At 71.0% G+C, this 20,710-nt stretch carries 16 protein-coding genes and 1 riboswitch; of the genes, 5 read left to right on the forward strand and 11 right to left on the reverse strand.

Annotation, left to right across the window (positions count from 1 at the left end; all coding sequences use genetic code 11):
- Positions 1–2: 2 nt before the first annotated feature.
- From N1028_RS00600 to N1028_RS00610, 3 genes are read right to left on the reverse strand one after another with little or no spacing between them, the layout of a single operon-like run.
- Positions 3–785, reverse strand: a complete 783-nt coding sequence (locus tag N1028_RS00600) for an energy-coupling factor transporter transmembrane component T family protein (RefSeq protein ID WP_259524807.1) — start codon at positions 783–785, stop codon at positions 3–5.
- Positions 782–2,362 (reverse strand): ABC transporter ATP-binding protein, encoded by a 1,581-nt coding sequence (locus tag N1028_RS00605; protein WP_375163393.1) that lies wholly within the window; start codon positions 2,360–2,362, stop codon positions 782–784. The genes N1028_RS00600 and N1028_RS00605 overlap by 4 nt, the downstream gene beginning before the upstream one ends.
- A 2-nt stretch (positions 2,363–2,364) precedes the next feature.
- Positions 2,365–2,997, reverse strand: a complete 633-nt coding sequence (locus tag N1028_RS00610) for an ECF transporter S component (protein WP_259524808.1) — start codon at positions 2,995–2,997, stop codon at positions 2,365–2,367.
- Between the two features lie 75 nt (positions 2,998–3,072).
- Positions 3,073–3,180: riboswitch (TPP riboswitch) on the reverse strand.
- 157 nt (positions 3,181–3,337) lie between these two features.
- On the opposite strand from N1028_RS00610, the gene N1028_RS00615 reads away from it, so the two are divergent.
- On the forward strand, positions 3,338–4,363 hold the full coding sequence (locus N1028_RS00615; protein ID WP_259524809.1) for a putative endonuclease domain-containing protein: 1,026 nt from the start codon (positions 3,338–3,340) through the stop codon (positions 4,361–4,363).
- Positions 4,364–4,395: 32 nt separating this feature from the next.
- On the opposite strand, the gene N1028_RS00620 is transcribed toward N1028_RS00615, so the two are convergent.
- Positions 4,396–4,761: a hypothetical protein gene (locus tag N1028_RS00620; protein ID WP_259524810.1), complete on the reverse strand. Its 366-nt coding sequence runs from the start codon at positions 4,759–4,761 to the stop codon at positions 4,396–4,398.
- 57 nt (positions 4,762–4,818) lie between these two features.
- Between N1028_RS00620 and glgX the strand changes: the two genes are divergently transcribed.
- From glgX to treZ, 3 genes are read left to right on the forward strand one after another with little or no spacing between them, the layout of a single operon-like run.
- A complete protein-coding gene (glgX, locus tag N1028_RS00625; RefSeq protein ID WP_259524812.1) occupies positions 4,819–7,020 on the forward strand; it encodes a glycogen debranching protein GlgX in 2,202 nt (733 codons plus the stop codon).
- A gap of 25 nt (positions 7,021–7,045) precedes the next feature.
- Entirely contained in the window at positions 7,046–9,451 is a 2,406-nt protein-coding gene (gene treY, locus N1028_RS00630; protein ID WP_259524813.1) for a malto-oligosyltrehalose synthase, read from the forward strand.
- On the forward strand, positions 9,448–11,244 hold the full coding sequence (gene treZ, locus N1028_RS00635; RefSeq protein WP_259524814.1) for a malto-oligosyltrehalose trehalohydrolase: 1,797 nt from the start codon (positions 9,448–9,450) through the stop codon (positions 11,242–11,244). The genes treY and treZ overlap by 4 nt, the downstream gene beginning before the upstream one ends.
- Here the strand turns inward: treZ and N1028_RS00640 are convergent.
- Together N1028_RS00640 and N1028_RS00645 are read right to left on the reverse strand one after the other, a co-directional pair.
- Positions 11,241–12,476 carry a DNA polymerase IV gene (locus N1028_RS00640; RefSeq protein WP_259524815.1) on the reverse strand — a complete coding sequence of 412 codons (1,236 nt, stop codon included), beginning with the start codon at positions 12,474–12,476 and terminating at the stop codon, positions 11,241–11,243. The genes treZ and N1028_RS00640 overlap by 4 nt on opposite strands.
- A gap of 38 nt (positions 12,477–12,514) precedes the next feature.
- Positions 12,515–13,048 carry a GNAT family N-acetyltransferase gene (locus tag N1028_RS00645; RefSeq protein WP_259524816.1) on the reverse strand — a complete coding sequence of 178 codons (534 nt, stop codon included), beginning with the start codon at positions 13,046–13,048 and terminating at the stop codon, positions 12,515–12,517.
- Positions 13,049–13,135: 87 nt separating this feature from the next.
- Here N1028_RS00645 and N1028_RS00650 point away from each other — a divergent pair, with 87 nt between their 5' ends.
- Positions 13,136–13,735 (forward strand): TIGR03086 family metal-binding protein, encoded by a 600-nt coding sequence (locus N1028_RS00650; protein ID WP_259524817.1) that lies wholly within the window; start codon positions 13,136–13,138, stop codon positions 13,733–13,735.
- A gap of 11 nt (positions 13,736–13,746) precedes the next feature.
- On the opposite strand, the gene gatB is transcribed toward N1028_RS00650, so the two are convergent.
- Genes gatB through mnmA form a run of 5 tightly spaced genes read right to left on the reverse strand, consistent with a single transcriptional unit; the run spans position 13,747 to position 20,639 of the window.
- Positions 13,747–15,264 carry an Asp-tRNA(Asn)/Glu-tRNA(Gln) amidotransferase subunit GatB gene (gene gatB, locus N1028_RS00655; RefSeq protein WP_259524818.1) on the reverse strand — a complete coding sequence of 506 codons (1,518 nt, stop codon included), beginning with the start codon at positions 15,262–15,264 and terminating at the stop codon, positions 13,747–13,749.
- Positions 15,264–16,808: an Asp-tRNA(Asn)/Glu-tRNA(Gln) amidotransferase subunit GatA gene (gene gatA, locus N1028_RS00660; RefSeq protein WP_259524819.1), complete on the reverse strand. Its 1,545-nt coding sequence runs from the start codon at positions 16,806–16,808 to the stop codon at positions 15,264–15,266. Before gatA ends, gatB begins: the two co-directional genes overlap by 1 nt.
- Positions 16,808–17,107: an Asp-tRNA(Asn)/Glu-tRNA(Gln) amidotransferase subunit GatC gene (gatC, locus tag N1028_RS00665; protein ID WP_259524821.1), complete on the reverse strand. Its 300-nt coding sequence runs from the start codon at positions 17,105–17,107 to the stop codon at positions 16,808–16,810. Before gatC ends, gatA begins: the two co-directional genes overlap by 1 nt.
- A 38-nt stretch (positions 17,108–17,145) precedes the next feature.
- Positions 17,146–19,518, reverse strand: coding sequence for an NAD-dependent DNA ligase LigA (gene ligA / locus N1028_RS00670; protein ID WP_259524822.1), 2,373 nt, complete (start codon positions 19,516–19,518; stop codon positions 17,146–17,148).
- Complete coding sequence (gene mnmA, locus N1028_RS00675) at positions 19,518–20,639, reverse strand: tRNA 2-thiouridine(34) synthase MnmA (RefSeq protein WP_259524823.1); 1,122 nt, start codon at positions 20,637–20,639, stop codon at positions 19,518–19,520. The genes ligA and mnmA overlap by 1 nt, the downstream gene beginning before the upstream one ends.
- Between the last annotated feature and the right edge of the window lie 71 nt (positions 20,640–20,710).

Consider the following 20,710-nt stretch of genomic DNA (forward strand, 5'->3'; position numbering starts at 1 on the left):
GCTCACCCGACCACGAATCGCACGGCGCCGGTGGCGATGGAGGCGCCGAGAGAGACGGCACCGATGGAGGCCCCGATGGCGACGAGCAGCCACTCGCGAGAGCCGAAGACCGACTCGCGCGCCCAGGTGCGGGGGGTGGAGCCCCCGAAGCCGCGCGCCTCCATGGCGGTGGCGAGCTTGCTGCCGCGCCGCAACGACAGGACGAGAAGCGCGAAGGCCTGGCCGGCGAAGCGGCGCACGCGGCCGGTGTCGCCGAGCCCCCTGGCGCGGCGGGCGAGTTCGAGCTGGCGCCAGTCGTCGAGGAAGAGGCTGATCAGGCGGAGTCCGGCGAGCGCTCCGAGCACGAACCGGCTCGGGAGATGCCACACCTGGGCGAGTCCGTCGGCGAGGTCGGTCGGGTCGATCGTGGCGAAGAGCACCACGGCCGGCAGCCCGATGGCGAGGATGCGGAGCACGGTGGCGATCGCGAGCACGATCGAGCCGTCGCTGATGTGGATGAGCCACAGTTCGAGGTAGGTGCGGCCGTCCTGCACCCCGTAGAGCAGCGTGGTCAGGCCGGCGAGAGGTGCCGCGATCCAGATCGCGGCCGTTCGCCGGAAGAAGGCTCGGCCGTCGAGCCCGGCCTTCGCGAACAGCAGGCTCTCGAGCACGAGCGCCACCGCGGCCGACACCCAGTCGATGGTGACGATGAGGAACCCGCTGAGCAGGAGGGCCGCCGCGAGCTTCGCGACCGGATTGACGGTGTAGATGCGCGCCGTGCCCCGGACCGGCGTGAGGATGCTCATGGGGCGCCCACCTCGAGCACCTGGCCGGCGAGGGCCTCGATGAAGGCGCGGTCGTGTGTGACGGCCACCACGGCGGTGCCGCGGTCGAGCTGTTCGCCGAGCAGGCGCACGAGCTCTGCCCAGGTGCGGGAGTCCTGGCCGAAGGTGGGCTCGTCGAGCACGAGGATGCGCGGCCGGGCGACGAGCGCCGACGCCACCGAGAGGCGCCGCTTCTCGCCGCCGGAGAGCGTGTAGGGATTGGCGTCGAGGAGCTGCTCGAGGCGGAGCCGGCCCGAGACCTCGGCGACCCGGGCCGCGATCTCCTCGGGCGCCAGGCGGAGCGCTTTCAGGGAGACCTCGAGCTCTCCGCGCACGGTGCCGGAGACGAATTGGTGCTCCGGATCCTGGAAGACGGTGCCGATGCGGGTCAGGAGCGCACGGGACGCCCAGCGGGCCGGATCGGCGCCCGGCGTGACGTCGTGCCGCCGGGTGCCGAGGCGGAGCAGGCGCGGGCGGGTTGGCGCTCCTCCGGCGGACTCGGCTCCGGAGAGCTCGGGCGTCGCCATCAGCGTGCCGCCAGCCCGCGGTATCAGGCCGGCCAGGGTGAGCGCGAGCGTCGACTTGCCTGCGCCGTTCGGGCCCGTCACGGCGGTGGCCGCGCCTGCGCGGATGCCCACGTCGATGTCGTCGGCCACGACGGTGCCCGGCACGCGCTCCACGGCGAGCGCGGCCGCCTCGAGGAGCAGCAGGTGCGTACCGGCGCGCTCGGAGACGGTCTGTCCGCGCGCAGGGCGGCCCCCGAGCGGATCCGCTCCCGGCACCCACACACCGCCGGCCGCCAGCTCCGCCCCGCGCTCTCGCAGCACCGTGGCCGGGTCACCGTCGGCGAGGACTCCCCCGCCCGGCTCGAGCACGATCACGCGGTCCACCACGTCGATCCACACGTCGACCCGGTGCTCGATCACCACGAAGGTGGCGTTCGAGGCCCGCACGACGCCGGCCACGGCATCCCGCACCTCGACGACCCCCGCGGGATCGAGATTGGCCGTGGGCTCGTCGAGCAGCACCACGTCGGGGCGCATGGCGATGACCCCGGCGAGCGCGACCCGCTGCTTCTGCCCGCCCGAGAGCGCTGAGGTGGGACGGTCGAGGGCGAGGTCGAGTCCCACCTCTGCGAGGGCCTCGCCGACCCGTGGCCAGATCTCGTCCCTCGGCACTCCGAGGTTCTCGCATCCGAACGCCACGTCGTCGCCCACGCGCGCGAGCACGATCTGGGAGTCGGGGTCCTGCAGCACGAGGCCCACCCGCCCCCGGGTCTCCTCCGGTCGGCGGCCGGCGACGAGCAGCTCGCCCTCCTCCTCGCCCTCGTCGGCGCCGCCGAGCACTCCCGCGAAAGCGTGCATGAGGGTCGACTTTCCCGCACCGGATGCGCCGAGGAGGAGCACCCGCTCGCCCGGCTCGATCACGAGGTCGAGCCCGCGCAGCGCCCACGACGAGCGACCGGCGTGGCGCCAGCCCCAGTTCTCGGCGCGGAGCCCCGCTGCCGCGCGGTCGTCGCGCGCGGCAGCGGTGCCGTCGCCGTGGGTCCCGATCGGCACTCCTAGCTCCGGGCCGTGACCTCGCGGCCGGCGGCGAAGCGGCTGAGCGCCCCTGTTCTCGCGAGCGCCCGCACCACCACCCAGGAGAGCAGGCCCGCTACCAGCGCGGCGCCGATCACGGCGCACACGATGTAGATCGTCTTGAAGTCGGCGCCTGTCCCGGCGTACCAGAGGATGGAGTCGTTGACGCCCATCGCGAGACCGGCGCCGGCGCCCGCGAGCACCGCGACGTAGACGCGGTAGTTGGCGTAGAGGAAGATCGCGAAGACGAGCTCCGCTCCGAGGCCCTGCACGAGGCCAGAGACGAGGGTGAGCGGTCCCCACTGGGTGCCGACCAGAGCCGAGACGGTGGCGGCGACGAGCTCGGTGAAGAGGGCGGCGCCGGGCTTGCGGATGACCAGCCCGCCGAGCACGCCGGCGAAGAGCCACACGCCGTAGAGCAGCGACTGGGCGCCTGGGAGCAGGGCCTCGAGCGGCGCGCTGAGCGGGGTGTAGGTGAGGTTCCAGACCCAGAAGATGAGTCCGGCGGCCACGCCGATGACCGCGGCCACGACGATGTCGACGACGCGCCAGCGGAGGCTTCCGCGGCGGCGGGTGAAGGGCTTCGTGCCCTGGTTCTCGATGGTGGAATGCACTGACGTGCCCTTTCGTCCGGAGGAAGGGGCACGGGTGACCTCGCGCTCGCAGCCCGCTTCGCGGACCTCGGCCGCGGGGCCTGAGATGCCTCCCTGCGCTGGCATGATCCAGATCAGGTTCGACGGTCGAAGGTTGAGAACCTTCCTCTCAGCCCGGCTCACCGGACTCCCGTGTGGCTCCACTATAGCCCCGCCCCTCCCGCCCCCGCCTCGCCCACTTGACACAAGATGTGCCAAGTCGGCGCTTTTCGGCGCAGCTTGTGTCAAGTCGATGGCGGGGGTCGAGGGGCCGCCTGTGGATAACTCGTGAGGGGCTGCGTCGAGCGGGCACCATGGGGCGATGCGCACGCCGTCCGAGCTCCCGAGCGACCTGCGGTGGCGGCCGTTCTCCGTCGACGCGGGCCGCGCATCCGGTGTCACCGACCAGCGGATGCGAGGCCGCGATCTCCGGAGGCCCCACCGGGCCGTGCGCGTGCCGCCGGGCGTCTTCGGCGGCACGTCCGATCGCCCCGGCTCAGACAGCGGCTCAGACATCGGCTCAGACATCGGCACAGGCATCGGCACAGGCATCGATGAACTGCTCGCCCGCTGCCACGCCTACGCCACGATCATGCGGTCGAGCCAGTTCTTCAGCCACGTGACGGCCGCGCGGCTGTGGGGTCTGCCCGTCGCTCCCTGGTCACCCGGGGAGCTCCTCGACGTGGCCGAACCCGCACCCCTCCGAGCGCCCAGGGTCACGGGCGTTCGAGGCCATCAGTTCGAGGACGTGCGGGTTCGCGTGCTCGAACGTCACGGCCTCCGCGTCGCCGACCCCGTCTCGACGTTCCTGCACCTCGCGCGGGCCGTCGACCACGGTCGGCTGGTGGCCGTGGGCGATCACCTCGTGCGCGTGCCCCGCGTCGCCGATTCCGACGGGCTGCGTCCGTTCTGCACCCGCGCGGAGCTCGCGGCGCGACTCGACGGCCACCGCGGCCGCGGTCGCCGGGCCGCCGTGCTCGCGGTCGGGCGGGTGCGCGACGGCGTCGACTCGCCCCAGGAGACGCGGCTCCGACTGCTCCTCGTCGACGGCGGATTTCCGGAGCCGCTCACGGATGTCAGGGTCACGGACGAGGCGGGAGGAGTCGTCACCTGGCTCGACATGTTCTACCCGGGGCTGAGGCTCGCGGTCGAGTACGACGGTCAGCAGCACCGCACGAGCGACCGGCAGTTCGCGCGGGACGGCGAGCGGATCGAGCAGCTGCGAGGGCTCGACATCGGCCTCGTGCGCGTGGAGAGGACTGCGATGAGCGGACCGGGGGTCGCAGCCCTCCGAGCCGTCGAGTCACGGATGCGCGAGCACGGCTGGCCGGACCGCTCGGCCCTCTGAAGCGCGACCGACCCCGCTCCGCCGCGCGGACGCTACTTCTTGAGGGCCCGGACGAACTTCGAGAGGGCCCAGCCCGTGGTGACGATCACGGGGATGGAGACCGCCAGCAGGGCGATGACATTGGGCTCGAACTCGGCCTTGCCGTCGGTGGTCACGTAGGCGCCGATAGGGATCGCGACGCCGCCGCCGCCGAAACCCTCGCCGCCGGCATCGCCCGCGCCGATCTTCTGCTGCGAGGCTCCGGGAGAGGATGCGGTGCCGTTGCCACCGCCGAAGCCCGACCAGACGAGCGCGACGGGCACGATGGTCGCGCCGTCGACGGTGACGGGTGCGCCGTAGGCGGCACCCACTCCGATGGACTTGGTCGCGTCGGTCAGGGTTTCCACGAGGTTCGCCATGCGGCCAACGCTACCGCGAACCGGGTACGGTGAACACTGAAATCGACAGGAGACCAGATGCAGTCATGGCCAGGATCGGCCTACCCGCTCGGAGCAACCTACGACGGGAGCGGGACCAACTTCGCACTCTTCAGCGAGGGCGCCGAGAAAGTGGAGCTGTGCCTCTTCGACGACGAGGGGGTGGAGACCTGCATCGAGCTCTATGAGGTCGATGCCTTCGTCTGGCACGCGTACCTTCCCCAGGTGCAGCCGGGCCAGCGCTACGGCTACCGGGTGCACGGCCCGTACGACCCCGCGAGCGGTCAGCGCTTCAACCCCAACAAGCTCCTGCTGGACCCGTACGCGAAGGCCACGGCGGGCGCGATCGACTGGGACCAGTCGCTCTTCTCCTACACCTTCGGCGACCCGGACTCGACGAACGACGAGGACAGCGCCAAGCACATGATGATGGGCGTGGTCATCAATCCGTTCTTCGACTGGGCGGGCGACCGCAAGCTCCGCATCCCCTACAACGAGAGCGTCATCTACGAGGCCCACGTGAAGGGTCTCACCGAGCTGCACCCCGAGGTGCCCGACGAGCAGCGCGGAACGTACGCCGGCGTGGCGCATCCGGCCGTGATTGAGCACCTGCTGAAGCTCGGCATCACCGCGATCGAACTCATGCCCGTGCACCAGTTCGTCAACGACAGCACGCTCATCGACAAGGGTCTCAGCAATTACTGGGGCTACAACACGATCGGCTTCTTCGCTCCTCAGAACACCTATTCCTCCACCGGCGACCGTGGCCAGCAGGTGCAGGAGTTCAAGGGCATGGTGAAGTCGCTGCACGCCGCCGGCATCGAGGTCATCCTCGACGTGGTCTACAACCACACGGCGGAGGGGAACCACCTCGGGCCGACGCTGAGCTTCCGCGGCATCGACAACGCGGCCTACTACCGGCTGATGGAGGACGATCAGCGGTACTACATGGACTACACGGGCACCGGCAACACGCTCAACGTGCGCCACCCGCACTCGCTGCAGCTCATCATGGACTCCCTGCGTTACTGGGTGACCGAGATGCACGTCGACGGCTTCCGCTTCGACCTCGCGAGCGCCCTCGCCCGCGAGTTCTACGACGTCGACCGGCTGTCGACCTTCTTCGAGCTCGTGCAGCAGGATCCGGTGGTCTCGCAGGTCAAGCTCATCGCCGAGCCGTGGGACGTGGGGCCGGGCGGTTACCAGGTGGGCAACTTCCCGCCGCAGTGGACCGAGTGGAACGGCAAGTACCGTGACACCGTGCGCGACTTCTGGCGCGGCGAGCCGTCGACGCTCGGCGAATTCGCGAGCCGCTTCACGGGCTCGGCCGACCTCTACGAGCACTCCGGCCGCCGCCCGGTCGCGAGCATCAACTTCGTGACCGCCCACGACGGCTTCACGCTGCGCGACCTCGTGAGCTACAACGAGAAGCACAACGACGCCAACGGCGAGGACAACAACGACGGCGAATCGCACAACCGCTCGTGGAACTGCGGGGCCGAGGGCCCGACCGACGACCCGAAGGTGCTGAGGCTGCGCGCCCGCCAGCAGCGCAACTTCATCGCCACGATGCTGCTCTCGCAGGGCGTGCCGATGCTGCTGCACGGCGACGAACTGGGTCGCACGCAACTCGGCAACAACAACACCTACGCGCAGGACTCGCCTCTCAGCTGGGTGCACTGGGATGCCGAGGACCAGCCGCTGATCGAGTTCACCGCGGCCGTGACGCGACTCCGCAAGGAGCATCCGACGTTCCGGCGCAGCCGCTTCTTCGACGGCCGCCCCGTCAAGCGCGGCGCGGGCGAACCGCTGCCCGACATCGTCTGGCTCACCACCGACGCGAGCGAGATGGAGCCCGACGACTGGGACTCCGGTCTGTCGCGATCGGTCGGCGTGTTCCTCAACGGCCAGGGCATCCGTGCCCGCGACCAGCGCGGCAACCCGCTGTCGGACGTGCACTTCCTGCTCTACTTCAACGCCCACGACGAGGACGTCGACTTCGCGCTCCCGTCGTCGGAGTACGCCGAGTCGTGGGACGTCGTGATCGACACCGCGGGCGAAGCGGCGGATTCCCAGGTGTTCGAGGCTGGCGGACAGATCGTGGTCGGGGCACGCTCGATGGTGGTGCTGCGCGTTCACCGCGAGCTCGAGATCGAGCCCGACCATTCGGTGGCCGCATCACTCACCGCCCAAGCAGATGCGACAGGCGCCATCAACATCCCCGGGCCCTCCGTGGGGTAGCACGACCCGTAGAAGGACACATCGGATGCGTATCCCCCGCTCGACCTACCGCCTGCAGCTGACATCCGAGTTCACCCTGTGGGATGCGGCGCGACTCGTGCCCTATGTGAAGCGCCTCGGCGCCGACTGGGTCTACCTCTCGCCCATCCTGCAGGCGGAGGAGGGGTCCCAGCACGGCTACGACGTGACCGACCACTCCCGCGTCGACGAGTCGCGGGGTGGTCCGGACGCGCTCCGCGCGCTCTCCGAGGCCGCCCACGACGCCGGCATGGGCGTGCTGGTCGACATCGTGCCGAACCACGTGGGGGTCGCGACGCCGTCGCAGAACCCGTGGTGGTGGGACCTGCTGAAGAACGGGCAGGGCTCCCGCTACGCCGAGGCGTTCGACGTGGACTGGGAGGCCGGGGGCGGCAGGCTGCTGCTGCCGGTGCTCGGTGACGACTCGCTCGAGGCCCTCACGCTCGAGACCCTCCCGGGCGCGCAGGCCGGCGGCGAGCGCGTGCTGGCCTACTACGACAACCACTACCCGATCGCGCCGGGCACGGCCGACGACGGTGCCGACGCGCAGACGGTGCACTCCCGTCAGCACTACGAGCTCGTGAACTGGCGGCGCGAGAGCACCGACCTCAACTACCGCCGCTTCTTCGCGGTGTCGACGCTCGCGGCCGTGCGGGTGGAGGAGCCGTGGGTGTTCGACGAGTCGCACGCCGAGATCGCCCGCTGGTTCCGCGAGGGCCTCGTGGACGGTCTGCGGGTCGACCACCCCGACGGCCTCGCCGATCCGGGCGGCTACATCGAGCGGCTCTCCGAGCTCACGGGTGGCGCCTACATCCTGATCGAGAAGATCCTCGAAGGCGACGAACCGCTCGAGCCCGACTGGCCTTCGGCCGGCACCACGGGGTACGACGCGCTCGCGGGCATCGACCGCGTGTTCGTCGACCCCGCGGGCGAGGCGGGGCTCGACGCCCTCGACCGGGAGCTGCGCGGCGACACGGCACAGACCGAATCCGGCACCGGCACAGCTCCGACCGCGGCCGAGGCCTACGCCGAGCTCATCCACACCACCAAGCGCGGCATCGCCGACGGCATCCTGCAGGCGGAGGCCAGGCGCCTCACCCGCGACATCGAGCGCGCGGGCGGTCTGCCGACGCGCACGGAGTCCGCGGCCGTCACCGACGCCGTCGCCGAGCTCCTCACCTGCTTCCCCGTCTACCGCTCCTACCTGCCCGCCGGCCGCGAGCACCTCGAGCACGCGCTCGAATCCGCGCTGCGTCATCGCCCCGACATCGCTCCCGTGCTGAGCGAGGTCGCCGAGGTGCTCGGCCGCACCGGCACCGCGCCGAGCGCGCGCTTCCAGCAGACCTCGGGCATGGTGATGGCCAAGGGCGTGGAGGACACGGCGTTCTACCGCTTCACGCGGCTCACGAGCCTCACCGAGGTGGGCGCCGATCCGGACGTCTTCAGCCTCGACGTCGACGCCTTCCACCGCGTGCAGCAGCACCGGCTCGCCGTGCTGCCCGGCACCATGACGACTCTCTCGACGCACGACACGAAGCGCTCGGAGGACACCAGGGCGCGCATCACGGCGCTCGCTGAAGATCCGGCGGCGTGGGTGGCGACCCTGCACGAACTGCGGGATCTCGTCTCGACCGGCGACGGCCCGTTCGACAACCTGCTCTGGCAGGCCATCGTGGGCGCCTGGCCGCTGTCGCGCGAACGCGCACACGCCTACGCCGAGAAGGCCTCACGCGAGGCCGGCGACTCCACGGCCTGGCTCGACGTGAACGAGGCCTTCGAAGAGCGGATGCACGCAGCCGTCGACGCCGCCTACGACGACCAGGCGGTGGCAGGTCTCGTCGAGCGACAGCTCGACGCCGTGATCGCGGCCGGACGGAGCAACGCGCTCTCGGCCAAGCTCGTGCAGCTGACCACGACGGGCGTGCCCGACGTCTACCAGGGCACGGAGCTCTGGGACCACTCCCTCGTGGACCCCGACAATCGGCGCCCGGTCGACTACGGGCTGCGGAGCGAGCTCCTCACCGCGCTCGACTCCGGCGAGTCGCCCTCGCACGAGCCCGCCCTCACCGACGACCTCGGCGCCCTCAAGCTCCTCGTGGTGGCGAGCGCCCTGCGCCTCCGCCGTGACCGCCCGGACCTTTTCGACGGCTACACGCCGCTCGAGGCCCGCGGCTCCGCGGCGAAGCACCTCGTGGCCTTCGACCGGGGTGGCGCCGTCACCCTCGCCACCCGCCTGCCGCTCGGCCTCGACCGGCACGGCGGCTGGGACGACACCACGGTCGAGCTGCACTCCGCCCGCAACGGCTACGTCGACGCCCTCACGGGCCGTCTCCACCCGGAGGGCACGTTGCGGATCTCCGATGCCCTGAAGACCTACCCCGTGGCCCTGCTGCAGAGAGTGGAAGACCGATGACCGCCTTCTCCGTGTGGGCCCCGCGCCCCTCGACCGTCGAGCTCGTCGTGGTCGACGACGGCACCCGCACCGTGCATCCGATGATCCAGGAGGCCGACGGGTGGTGGCGGCCCGTGACCGACGTCGCCTGGCACGCCGGGATCGACTACGGCTTCCTGCTCGACGGCGAAGGCCCCTACCCCGACCCGCGCTCCCGCCGCCAGCCAGAGGGAGTGCACGGTCTCTCGCGCACCGACGACCCTGCCGAGCACCGCTGGAGCGACGACGACTGGGCCGGCAAGCCCATCGACACGGCCGTGATCTACGAGCTGCACGTGGGCACCTTCACCCCCGAGGGCACGTTCGACGCCGTCACCACGCGGCTCGACCACCTGCGGTCGATCGGCGTGACGCACGTCGAGCTGCTGCCCGTGAACGGATTCAACGGCACCCACAACTGGGGCTACGACGGCGTCGCGTGGTTCACGGTGCACGAGGGCTACGGCGGGCCGGAGGGCTACCGGCGACTCGTGGAGGCGTGCCACGCCGCGGGCCTCGCGGTCATCCAGGACGTGGTCTACAACCACCTCGGCCCGAGCGGCAACTACCTGCCGCTGTTCGGCCCCTACCTCGACGACCGCTCGAGCAACACGTGGGGCACGACCGTCAACCTCGACCACGAGCAATCGGCCGAGGTGCGCCGGTTCATCCTCGACAACGCGCTCATGTGGCTCCGCGACTACCACGTCGACGGCCTCCGCCTCGACGCCGTGCACGCCCTCGTCGACAACGGCCCCGTGCATCTGCTCGCCGAGCTCGGCGAGGCCGTCGACCGCCTGGAGGCCGAGACCGGCATCCCGCGTCTCGTCGTGGCGGAGTCGGACCTCAACGACCCGGTGATGTTCCTGCCCCGGCCAGGCGACGCGGCCACCGCGGAGGGATCCGGATCCGGCTACGGGCTCGACGGTCAGTGGAGTGACGACTTCCACCACGCCGTGCACGTCAACCTCACGGGAGAGACGACCGGCTACTACGCCGACTTCGACTCCGTCGGGGCGCTCGCGAAGGTGCTCACCCGCGGCTTCTTCCACGACGGCACCTGGTCGAGCTTCCGCGAGCGTGAGCACGGCGTGGAGCTCGACCGGTCGACGACGGCACCCTGGCGGCTCGTGGTGGCGTCGCAGAACCACGACCAGATCGGCAACCGCGCGGTGGGCGACCGCCTCACCGCCACACTGCCGCCCGAGAAGCTCGCGATCGCGGCGGCACTCACGCTCCTCGGGCCGTTCACCCCCATGCTCTTCATGGGTGAGGAGTGGGCTGCGTCGACGCCCTGGCAGTTCTTCACCTCCCACCCCGAGCCCGAGCTCGGCACGGCGACGGCCGAGGGCCGCATCGCCGAGTTCGAGAAGATGGGCTGGGATCCGGCTGTGGTGCCGGACCCTCAGGATCCGTCGACCTTCACCAACTCCAAGCTCGACTGGAACGAAGTGGGCGAGCCACCGCACGCCGCCGTGCTCGAGGTGTACCGTGCCCTCGCCGCGATCCGCGCCGACCTGCCGCCGGGCGATGCCCTGCGCCTCTCGGACGTGCGGGTCTCCTTCAGCGAGGAGGAGCGCTGGATCACGATCGAGCGGCCCTCGATCGTGATGGTGGTGAACCTCTCAGACGAGGCGCTCCCGCTCGGGCGCATCGCCCCGCGGTTCGGCGAGCTGCTGTTCGACTCGCGCGCCGTGCTCGAAGGCCGCACGCCGCACGGCGAGGCGCTCGTCGACTCGCCCCCCGTCTCGGTGCTGGTGGCGCGACTCCCCTAGTTCCGCGTGCCGTTCTGCTCCGCGGTCTCGCCCGACTTGGGGGCGCGGAGCAGGGCGGCCGGGCGCAGGATGTCGGTGCCGAACCTCGCCGAGACCCGGTCGACGGTGCGCTCCGCGTCTCGCCAGCCCTCGGAGGGCGCCGTCTCGTCGGCCCAGAGGGCGGGCTGGTGCAGCACGCCGTCGGCCTCCGAGAGCTGCTCGACCCGCACCCCGATGAGGCGGATGGGTTCGCCGGCCTTCGCGGCCGCCTCGAAGATGGCGGTCGCCTCGTCGTAGATGCGCCGACCGAGATCAGTGGGCTCGGCGAGCGTGCGGGACCGCGAGATGGTGGTGAAGTCGCTGAACCGCAGTTTGAGCGCCACCGTGCGCCCTACGAGCCCGGCCGCCCGGAGACGCGACGCGACGCGACTGGACTGGTGCAGCAGCTCCCGCCGCAGCGTCTCGGGCGAGCGCTCATCCGTGTCGAAGGTGCGCTCGTGGCCCACGCTCTTCTCCTGCGACTCGGTCACGATCTCGCGGGTGTCGATGCCATTGGCCAGTTCGTGCAGGCGCGTGCCCGCTGCCTCCCCCACCGTGCGCACGAGGCTCTCCAGCGGCGTGGTGGCGATGTCCCCCACGGTGCGGAGGCCGTAGCGCTCGAGCTGCTCGGCGGTCTTGGCGCCCACACCCCAGAGGGCGCGCACGGACAGCGGATGCAGGTAGGCGAGCACTTCGGACGGCCGGATGACGAGCATGCCGTCGGGCTTGGCCCGCCCCGACGCGAGCTTGGCCATGAACTTCGTGCCCGCGACCCCCACCGAGCAGGGCAGCCCCGTCTCGGCGAGCACGCGCGCGCGAAGGCGCTGGGCGATGACATTCGACTCGCCGAGCAGCCGACGGGCCCCGCGCACGTCGAGGAAGGCCTCGTCGATGCTGAGCGGCTCGACGAGTGGCGTGACCTCGCGGAAGAGGGCCATCACCTGCCGGGATGCCGCCCGGTACTTCTCCATGTGCGGCGGGAGCACGACGGCCTTGGGGCAGAGGCGGAGGGCCGCGCCCATCGGCATCGCGGAGTGCACCCCGTAGGCACGAGCCTCGTAGGTGGCGCTCGTGACGACGCCTCGGACTGAGCTGCCGCCCACGATCACGGGCTTGCCGCGGAGGTCGGGGCGGTCGAGGAGCTCGACCGAGGCGAAGAACGCGTCCATGTCGACGTGCAGGATCCCGGGGCTCGGCTCCTCGACGTTCTGCACCCTCCGAGCCTACGTCCGACCACCGACCCCTGGGTCGGTCAGCCGGCGAGAGGGCGCGCGAGGAGGGCGACCACGGTGGTGCCGCCCTTCGTCGACTGGCGCCCGACCTCGGCGAAGCCGAGACGGGAGTGGAACGCCATCGAGCCGGGGTTCGGCGGCTCCACGTTGACCTCGCACTCGACCTCCGCCGCGCCGAGGGCGAGGGCGCGCTCGAAGACCGCGTCGTAGAGGGCAGCGCCGAGGCCGGCGCTCCGGTGCCCGTCAGCCACCACGATGCGGTCGACGTAGACGAAGTCGGCGCCGCGCTCACTGAACCAGCGGTAGTTCTCGCTCGAGTAGTCGAGACCGGGGCGGAGGGCCAGCACGAAACCGAGCACCGCATCCGGATGCGGAGTGCCCGCCTCTGCATCTGCCTTGCCTGCATCGACGATGGCGACGGCCAGTTCCGCGTGCCCCACGAGCCAGCGCATCTCGTCGCCGTCGATGTCGTTGACCGCGGGCACCGAGGCGCGGTTGAGTTCGACGAGGCGGTCGAGGTCGGCTTCGGTCACGGGGCGCACGAGAGTCTTCACCACGCGACACTACCGAAACGGATGCGCCGGTGCGGAATGCGAACACGTCGCGCGCCATTGGACAATAGTGATCATGAGGAGCACCCGATGAGCGACAGCACCATCTCCACCGGCCTCGACCAGGAGGCACGCACCTGGCTTCGCCTGCAGCAGCGGGCCCACCGCGAGTTCGCCTCCCGCGTGGCCGCCGTGACCGACTGGGAGGCCGCGACCCCCGACACCGAGTGGAACGTGCGCGACCTCGTGAGCCACGTCATCGAGGAGCAGCAGTGGGTGCCGTGGCTGCTCGACGGCCTCAGCACGGGCCACGCCCGCAGCCGGCTGCGGGCGCTCGAGGGAGACCTCGTGGCCGAGTGGCGCCGCTATTCGCTCGCCGCCACGACCGCCTGGCGCGACGCGTCGCCCGAAGCCCGCGTGCAGCTCGCCTCGGACACGGTGACGGCGATCGACTACCTCAAGGAGCAGGTCTCCGACGTCACGGTCCACACCTGGGACCTCGCGCGCGCCGTGGGTGCCGACGAGCAGATCGACCTCGAGCTCGTCGAGGCGGTGTGGACCGTGTTCGAGCCGCAGAAGGACGCGCTGGAGGCGAGCGGGCTGTTCGCCTCGCCCATCCCCGTGCAGGAGGATGCTCCGCTGCAGACGCGCCTGCTCGCCCTCACGGGTCGCGACGCCCGCCCCGCCTGACGCGCGGACAGCTACTCGGCGGCGGCGCGCTCCAGCACGAGCTCGCGCACGCGCGCGGCGTCGGCCTGGCCCTTCATGGCCTTCATGACGGCACCGATGACGGCTCCGGCGGCCTGCACCTTGCCGTCCTTGATCTTGGCGAGCACGTCGGGCTGGGCGGCGAGCGCCTCGTCGATGGCCGCGATGAGCGGACCGTCGTCGGAGACGACCGCGAGCCCGCGGGCGTCGACGACCTCCTGCGGAGAGCCCCCGCCGTCGATGACGCCCTCGAGCACCTGGCGGGCCAGGCGGTCGTTGAGCGCGCCGCTGTCGATGAGCGCCACGAGCGACGCGACATCCGCCGGCGCCACGAGCGACGACGCCTCGGCAGAACGGGCGTTCGCGATGCGCGAGATCTCACCCGACCACCACTTGCGCGCCGCCTGCGGGGAGGCGCCGGCGGCGACGGTCTCGGAGACCTCCACGAGAAGGCCGGCGTTCTGCACGTCCTGGAACTCGAGGTCGGTGAAGCCCCACTCCTGCTTGAGGCGGCGACGACGCGCAGCCGGCGGCTCGGGCAGCGCGGCGCGGAGCTCCTCGATCAACTCGGGCGAGGGCACCACGGGGAGCAGGTCGGGCTCGGGGAAGTAGCGGTAGTCGTCGGCGTCCGACTTCGGTCGGCCGGCCGACGTGGTGCCCGTGTCCTCGTGCCAGTGCCGGGTTTCCTGCGTGATCGTGCCGCCGTCGGCGAGGATCTGCGCCTGGCGCTGGATCTCGTAGCGGATCGCCCGCTCCACCGAGCGCAGGGAGTTCACGTTCTTGGTCTCGGTGCGGGTGCCGAGCTTCGCGGGCGGTTCGCCGGGAGCGGTGCGCGGCCGGAGTGAGATGTTGGCGTCGCAGCGGAGGTTGCCGCGCTCCATCTTCGCGTCCGAGATGCCGAGGGCCACGACGATGTCGCGGATGGTGGCGACGTACGCCTTCGCGAGCTCAGGCGCATCCTTCTCGGCCCCGTAGATGATGTCGGTGACGATCTCGACGAGCGGCACGCCCGCACGGTTGTAGTCGACGAGCGAGTACTCGGCGCCCTGGATGCGACCGGTCGAGCCGCCCACGTGCGTGAGCTTGCCCGCGTCCTCCTCCATGTGCGCGCGCTCGATCGGCACCGTGAACGTGCGGCCGTCGGGCAGCTCGACGTCGACCGAGCCGCCGAAGGCGATGGGCTCGTCGAACTGTGAGATCTGGTAGTTCTTCGCGAGGTCCGGGTAGAAGTAGTTCTTGCGCGCGAAGCGGCTCGACGGCGCGATCTGGCAGCCGAGCGCGAGCCCGAGGCTGATCGAGTAGCGCACGGCCTCGCCGTTGACCACGGGCAGCGAGCCGGGGAGGCCCAGGCAGGTGGGGGTGATGTTCGTGTTGGGCTCGCCGCCGAAGTAGTTCGGGGCGGAGGAGAACATCTTGGTCTTCGTCGAGAGCTCGACGTGCACCTCGAAGCCGAGCACAGGCTCGAACAGCTCGAGGGCCTTGTCGTAGTCCATCAGCTTGGCCTTGGCCATCAGACGGCTCCTTCTTCTGCGGCGGCCATCTCGCCGGGGGCGAGATCGGGGGCCTGACTGATCAGTGTGTGTCCCCACGTGTCTTCGAGCAGGCGCTCGAGAGCACCGCCGACCGTGTAGAGGCGGGCGTCTTCCCGGGCCGGGGCGAGGAACTGGATGCCGACGGGCAAGCCGTCCTCCTTCGCCAGACCCACGGGCAGCGAGATGCCGGGGATGCCGGCGAGGTTCGCCGGGATGGTGGCGATGTCGTTGAGGTACATCGCCATCGGGTCTCCGTCGTTCGCGCCGAGCTTGAATGCGGTCGTCGGCGCTGTGGGGGACACGAGCACGTCGACTCCGGCGAAGGCCGCCGCGAAGTCGCGCTGCACGAGGGTGCGCACCTTCTGCGCGCTGCCGTAGTAGGCGTCGTAGTAGCCCGCGCTCAGCGCGTAGGTGCCGAGGATGATGCGGCGCTTGGCCTCGGGGCCGAAGCCGGCCTCGCGGGTGGCCGACATGACGTCTTCGACCGTGCCGCCGCCCGGCGGGTTCACGCGGAGGCCGAAGCGCACCGAGTCGAACTTGGCGAGGTTGGACGAGGCCTCCGCCGGCATGATCAGGTAGTAGGCCGAGATGGCGTACTCGAGGCTCGGCAGACTGACCTCGGTGATCTCGGCGCCGTTCGCGGCGAGCAGGTCGAGCGCCTCGCGGAAGCGCTCGAGCACGCCGGGCTGGAAGCCCTCACCGTCGAGCTCGCGGATGACGCCGATCTTCAGGCCCTTCACATCGGCCCGGCGCACCGCGTCGGCGAAGCTCGGCCACTCGTCGGTGAGCGAGGTGGAGTCGAGCGGGTCGTGGCCGCCGATGATGTCGTGCAGGAGCGCCGAGTCGAGCACCGTGCGGCTCACGGGCCCGATCTGGTCGAGGCTCGAGGCGAGCGCGATCGCGCCGTAGCGGCTGACGCCGCCGTAGGTGGGCTTGACGCCCACCGTGCCGGTCACGTGCGCGGGCTGGCGGATCGACCCGCCCGTGTCGCTGCCGAGGGCGAGGGGGGCCTCGAACGCGGCGACGGCGGCTGCGGAGCCGCCTCCGGAACCGCCAGGGATGCGCTCGAGGTCCCACGGGTTGTGCGTGGGACCGTAGGCGGAGTGCTCGGTGGAGGAGCCCATCGCGAACTCGTCCATGTTCGTCTTGCCGATCGGCACGAGGCCCGCGGCGCGGAGTTTCTTCATGACGGTGGCGTCGTAGGGCGGCAGCCAGCCCTCGAGGATCTTCGATCCGCTCGTGGTGGGCATGTCGTTCGTGACGATCACGTCTTTGATGGCGATCGGCACACCCGCGAGCGCGTGCAGGCTCTCCCCCGCGGCTCGACGGGCGTCGATCTCGACAGCCGTGCGGAGGCTCAGCTCGGCGTTCGTATGCAGGAACGCGTGCACCTCGCCGTCGACGGACCCGATGCGGTCGAGGTGGGCCTGGGTGGCCTCCACGCTCGTGACCTCGCCGGCGGCGAGCTGCTCGGCCAGCGCCGAGGCCGAGAGGCGCACGATCTCATGCTCGTGGTGGGCCATCACTGCTCCTCCCCCAGGATCGCGGTCACGCGGAAGCGCGATCCGTCGTGGTCGGGAGCGCCGGCGAGCGCCTGCTCCGTGGTGAGCGTGTTCCCGGGCACGTCGTCGCGGTAGACGTTCTGCAGCGGGATCGGGTGGCTCGTGGCCGGCACGTCGGCGGTGGCCACCTCGGACACCTTCGCGACGTTGTCGACGATCGAGCCGAGCTCTTTCGTGAGGCTCTCGATCTCATCGGGCGTGAGGGCTATCCGGGCGAGGTTCGCGAGATGCGCGACCTGCTCCTGGGTGATTTCGGACATGGTGCTCCGGTGTTCTCTTCGCGGGGTGTGCGTCGATTCTATTCGGTGGCGTCCGTCGGCGTTTCGGCCTCGACGGGTTCGACCGGCGGGAGCGCATCCGGGCCCTGAGTGACCAGGAGCGCGAACTGCGCCGCGTCGATGATGCGAAGGCCGAGCGCCTCGGCCTTGCCGAGCTTGGAGCCCGCACCCGGGCCGGCCGCCACGAAGTCGGTCTTCTTGCTCACGCTCGAGGCCGCTTTGCCGCCGGCCTGGATGATCGCCTCGAGGGCGCCCTCCCGGGAGTAGCCCTCGAGCGAGCCGGTGGCCACCACGGTGATGCCCTCGAGCACACCGCCCGCGCCCACGTTCGCGCCAGGGCCGGGATGACCCGGCGTGCTGAACTGCACGCCCGCGGCCGCCCACCGGTCGAGGATCTCGACGTGCCAGTCGACCTCGAACCACGCGATGAGCGCGTCGGCGATGATGCCGCCCACGCCGTCGACCGCGGCGAGCTCGTCGCGCGTAGCCGCACGAATGGCGTCGAGCGAGCCGAAGTAGTCGGCGAGAGCGCGAGCGGCCACGGGGCCGACGTGCCGGATGCTGAGAGAGACGAGCATGCGCCAGAGCGGCTTGGTCTTGGCCTTCTCGATCTCGTCGAGGAGCTTTCGCGCATTGGAGTTGGCGATGAAGTCGGCGTCGCCGTCGAAATCGGCGCCCGGGGCATCCGGATCGAACGGCGGGTCGTTCTTCTGACGCTTGCGACGGAACGGCGCCACGACCTTCGGCGACTCGCCGTCTCTGTCGAGCTTGGGCATGCCCGTCTCGGAGTCACGGACGATCACGCGGATGGGGAACAGGTCGGCCATCGTGAGCGAGAACAGGCCCGCCTCGGTGTCGAGCGGCGGCTCCTCCGGCTCGAGCGGCTGGGTGAGGGCGGCGGCGCTGACCTCGCCCAGCACCTCGATGTCGAGACCGCCGCGGGAACCCACGTGCTCGACCCGGCCACGCACCTGGGCGGGGCAGCTGCGGGCGTTGGGGCAGCGGAGGTCGACGTCGCCCTCCTTGGCGGGAGCGAGCTTCGTTCCGCACTCCGGGCAGTCCTCGGGCATCACGAACTCGCGCTCGCTGCCGTCGCGGAGCTCGACCACCGGGCCAAGCACCTCGGGGATGACGTCGCCCGCCTTGCGGAGCACGACCGTGTCGCCGATCAGCACTCCCTTGGCCTTCACCACGTCCTGGTTGTGCAGGGTCGCCTGGCGCACCTCGGAACCCGCGACCTCCACCTTCTCCATCACGGCGAACGGCGTGGCACGGCCCGTGCGCCCGACGCTCACGACGATGTCGAGGAGCTTCGTGTTGACCTCTTCGGGCGGGTACTTGTAGGCCGTCGCCCAGCGGGGCGCGCGGCTCGTGGCGCCGAGCTCCTCGTGCAGCGCGAGGTCGTCGACCTTCACCACGATGCCGTCGATCTGGTGCTCAACGCTCGCGCGGTGCACGCCGTAGTAGCGGATGAACTCGGCGACCTCGGCCACGGTGTCGAAGACCCGGTAGTGGGTCGAGGTGGGCAGGCCCCACTCGGACAGCAGGCCGTAGACCTCCGACTGCGCGGCCACCGGCGGGTTCGGCCAGGCACCGATGCCGTGCACGAGCATCTGCAGCCGGTGCAGTCGCGCCTCCACGAGGGCGAGCTGCTTGGCGTTCTTGCCCTCGGTCTTCTGCCGGAGCGACCCGGCGGCGGCGTTTCGAGGGTTCGCGAAGAGGCGCTCGCCCGCCGCCTCCTGGGCGGCGTTGAGCTCGTCGAACGCGGCGACGGGGAAGAAGATCTCGCCCCGCACCTCCACGAGCGGCGGATGCCCCGTGCCGGCCAGGCGCTCCGGGATCGAGTCGATCTGCAGCACGTTCTCGGTCACGTCCTCCCCCACCACGCCGTCGCCGCGGGTGGCGGCCGTGACGAGCACGCCGTTCTCGTAGCGGAGGTTGATGGCGAGTCCGTCGATCTTGAGCTCGCTGAGGAAGCGCACGACGCCGGTGCCCGCGTCACGCTGCACCTTGGCCGCCCACTCCCCGAGCTCCTCCTCGCTGAACACGTTGTCGAGGCTCAGCATGCGCTCGGCGTGGGTGACGGGCGTGAACATCGTGGTGACGGCGCGGCCTCCGACGGTCTGGGTCGGGCTGTCCTGCGACTGGAGCTCGGGGTGGGCGCGCTCGAGCTCGTCGAGGCGGCGCACCATCTGGTCGTACTCCTTGTCGGAGACCGTGGAGGCGTTCTTCTCGTAGTACTCGTCCCTCAATTCGAGGATGCGCGTGGTGAGCTGCTCGGCCTCGACCCGCGCGGCGTCGAGCGCGGCGGGCGTCTCGTCGGGGAGCGCTTCAGCCTCGACCTCGGTGCCGGCACCGTCGACGGCGGCGGCCTTCGCCTTGGCGGCGGCCATCAGAGGGCCACCGGCACGGCGCTCACGGTGCGGTCGATCGTGCACTGGCCGAGCACGCGGGTGCCGACGTAGACCACGGCGGTCTGGCCGGGCGCCACGCCGTTCAGCGGCGTCGTGGGCGTGATGACGAGCTCGGGAGCCCCCTCGGCGTCAGCACGCACCCGCGCCACGGCGTCGACGGGATCGGCGTGCGCTCGGATCTGCACCTGGCACTCGAAGTCGAGGTCGGGATGCTCGGGGGCGAGGCCCGCCCAGGTGAAGCGCGAGCCCGCGATCTCGGCGATGTCGAGCGCCTCCTTCGGGCCCACCACGACCGTGTTCTCCTTGGGCCGCACCTCGAGCACGAACCGCGGCTTGCCGTCGGGTGCGGGCATGCCGAGCTTGAGGCCCCGGCGCTGACCCACCGTGAAGGCGTGCGCGCCCTCGTGCGATCCCACGACGGCGCCCTCGCGGTCGAGGATCTCGCCCGTGGCGGTGCCGACGCGCTCGGCGAGCCAGCCGCTCGTGTCACCGTCCGGGATGAAGCAGATGTCGTGGCTGTCGGGCTTGCCCGCCACCGAGAAGCCGCGGGCGGCGGCCTCGGCGCGCACCTCGGCCTTCGAGGGCGTCGCTCCCAGGGGGAAGAGGCTGTGCGCGATCTGCTCGGCGGTCAGCACTCCCAGCACGTAGGACTGGTCCTTCGCCCACGCGGCCGCCCGGTGCAGCTCGCGGTTGCCCTGCGCATCCGTCTCGATGGTGGCGTAGTGGCCGGTGCAGACGGCGTCGAAGCCCAGGTCGAGGGCCTTCTCGAGCAGAGCGGCGAACTTGATGCGCTCGTTGCAGCGCATGCAAGGGTTGGGGGTGCGGCCCGCGGAGTACTCGGCGATGAAGTCGTCGACGACGTCGGCCTTGAAGCGCTCCGAGAAGTCCCACACATAGTAGGGGATGCCGATCTTGTTGGCGGCCCGCTGCGCATCCATCGAATCCTCGATGGTGCAGCAGCCGCGGCTGCCGGTGCGGAGGGTTCCCGGCATGCGGCTGAGGGCGAGGTGCACGCCCACCACCTCGTGCCCCGCTTCGACCGCGCGGGCCGCGGCGACCGCGGAGTCGACACCACCGCTCATGGCTGCGAGAACTCTCATGCTTCCAGCATACGGCGGGCCTCCGACACCGGCTCCTGCCCGCCCGCAGGGCCCGGACCCCGGGAGTTCAT

This window comes from Herbiconiux oxytropis (assembly GCF_024979315.1).
Lineage (GTDB): Bacteria > Actinomycetota > Actinomycetes > Actinomycetales > Microbacteriaceae > Herbiconiux > Herbiconiux oxytropis.

Bases quoted from the DNA above. Each gene is read 5' to 3' on its own strand.
- N1028_RS00600 (WP_259524807.1), bottom strand. From the start codon at position 785: ATGAGCATCCTCACGCCGGTCCGGGGCACGGCGCGCATCTACACCGTC.
- N1028_RS00615 (WP_259524809.1), top strand. From the start codon at position 3,338: ATGCGCACGCCGTCCGAGCTCCCGAGCGACCTGCGGTGGCGGCCGTTC.
- N1028_RS00620 (WP_259524810.1), bottom strand. From the start codon at position 4,761: ATGGCGAACCTCGTGGAAACCCTGACCGACGCGACCAAGTCCATCGGA.
- glgX (WP_259524812.1), top strand. From the start codon at position 4,819: ATGCAGTCATGGCCAGGATCGGCCTACCCGCTCGGAGCAACCTACGAC.
- treY (WP_259524813.1), top strand. From the start codon at position 7,046: ATGCGTATCCCCCGCTCGACCTACCGCCTGCAGCTGACATCCGAGTTC.
- treZ (WP_259524814.1), top strand. From the start codon at position 9,448: ATGACCGCCTTCTCCGTGTGGGCCCCGCGCCCCTCGACCGTCGAGCTC.
- N1028_RS00650 (WP_259524817.1), top strand. From the start codon at position 13,136: ATGAGCGACAGCACCATCTCCACCGGCCTCGACCAGGAGGCACGCACC.
- gatB (WP_259524818.1), bottom strand. From the start codon at position 15,264: ATGGCCAAGGCCAAGCTGATGGACTACGACAAGGCCCTCGAGCTGTTC.
- gatA (WP_259524819.1), bottom strand. From the start codon at position 16,808: ATGGCCCACCACGAGCATGAGATCGTGCGCCTCTCGGCCTCGGCGCTG.
- gatC (WP_259524821.1), bottom strand. From the start codon at position 17,107: ATGTCCGAAATCACCCAGGAGCAGGTCGCGCATCTCGCGAACCTCGCC.
- ligA (WP_259524822.1), bottom strand. From the start codon at position 19,518: ATGGCCGCCGCCAAGGCGAAGGCCGCCGCCGTCGACGGTGCCGGCACC.
- mnmA (WP_259524823.1), bottom strand. From the start codon at position 20,639: ATGAGAGTTCTCGCAGCCATGAGCGGTGGTGTCGACTCCGCGGTCGCC.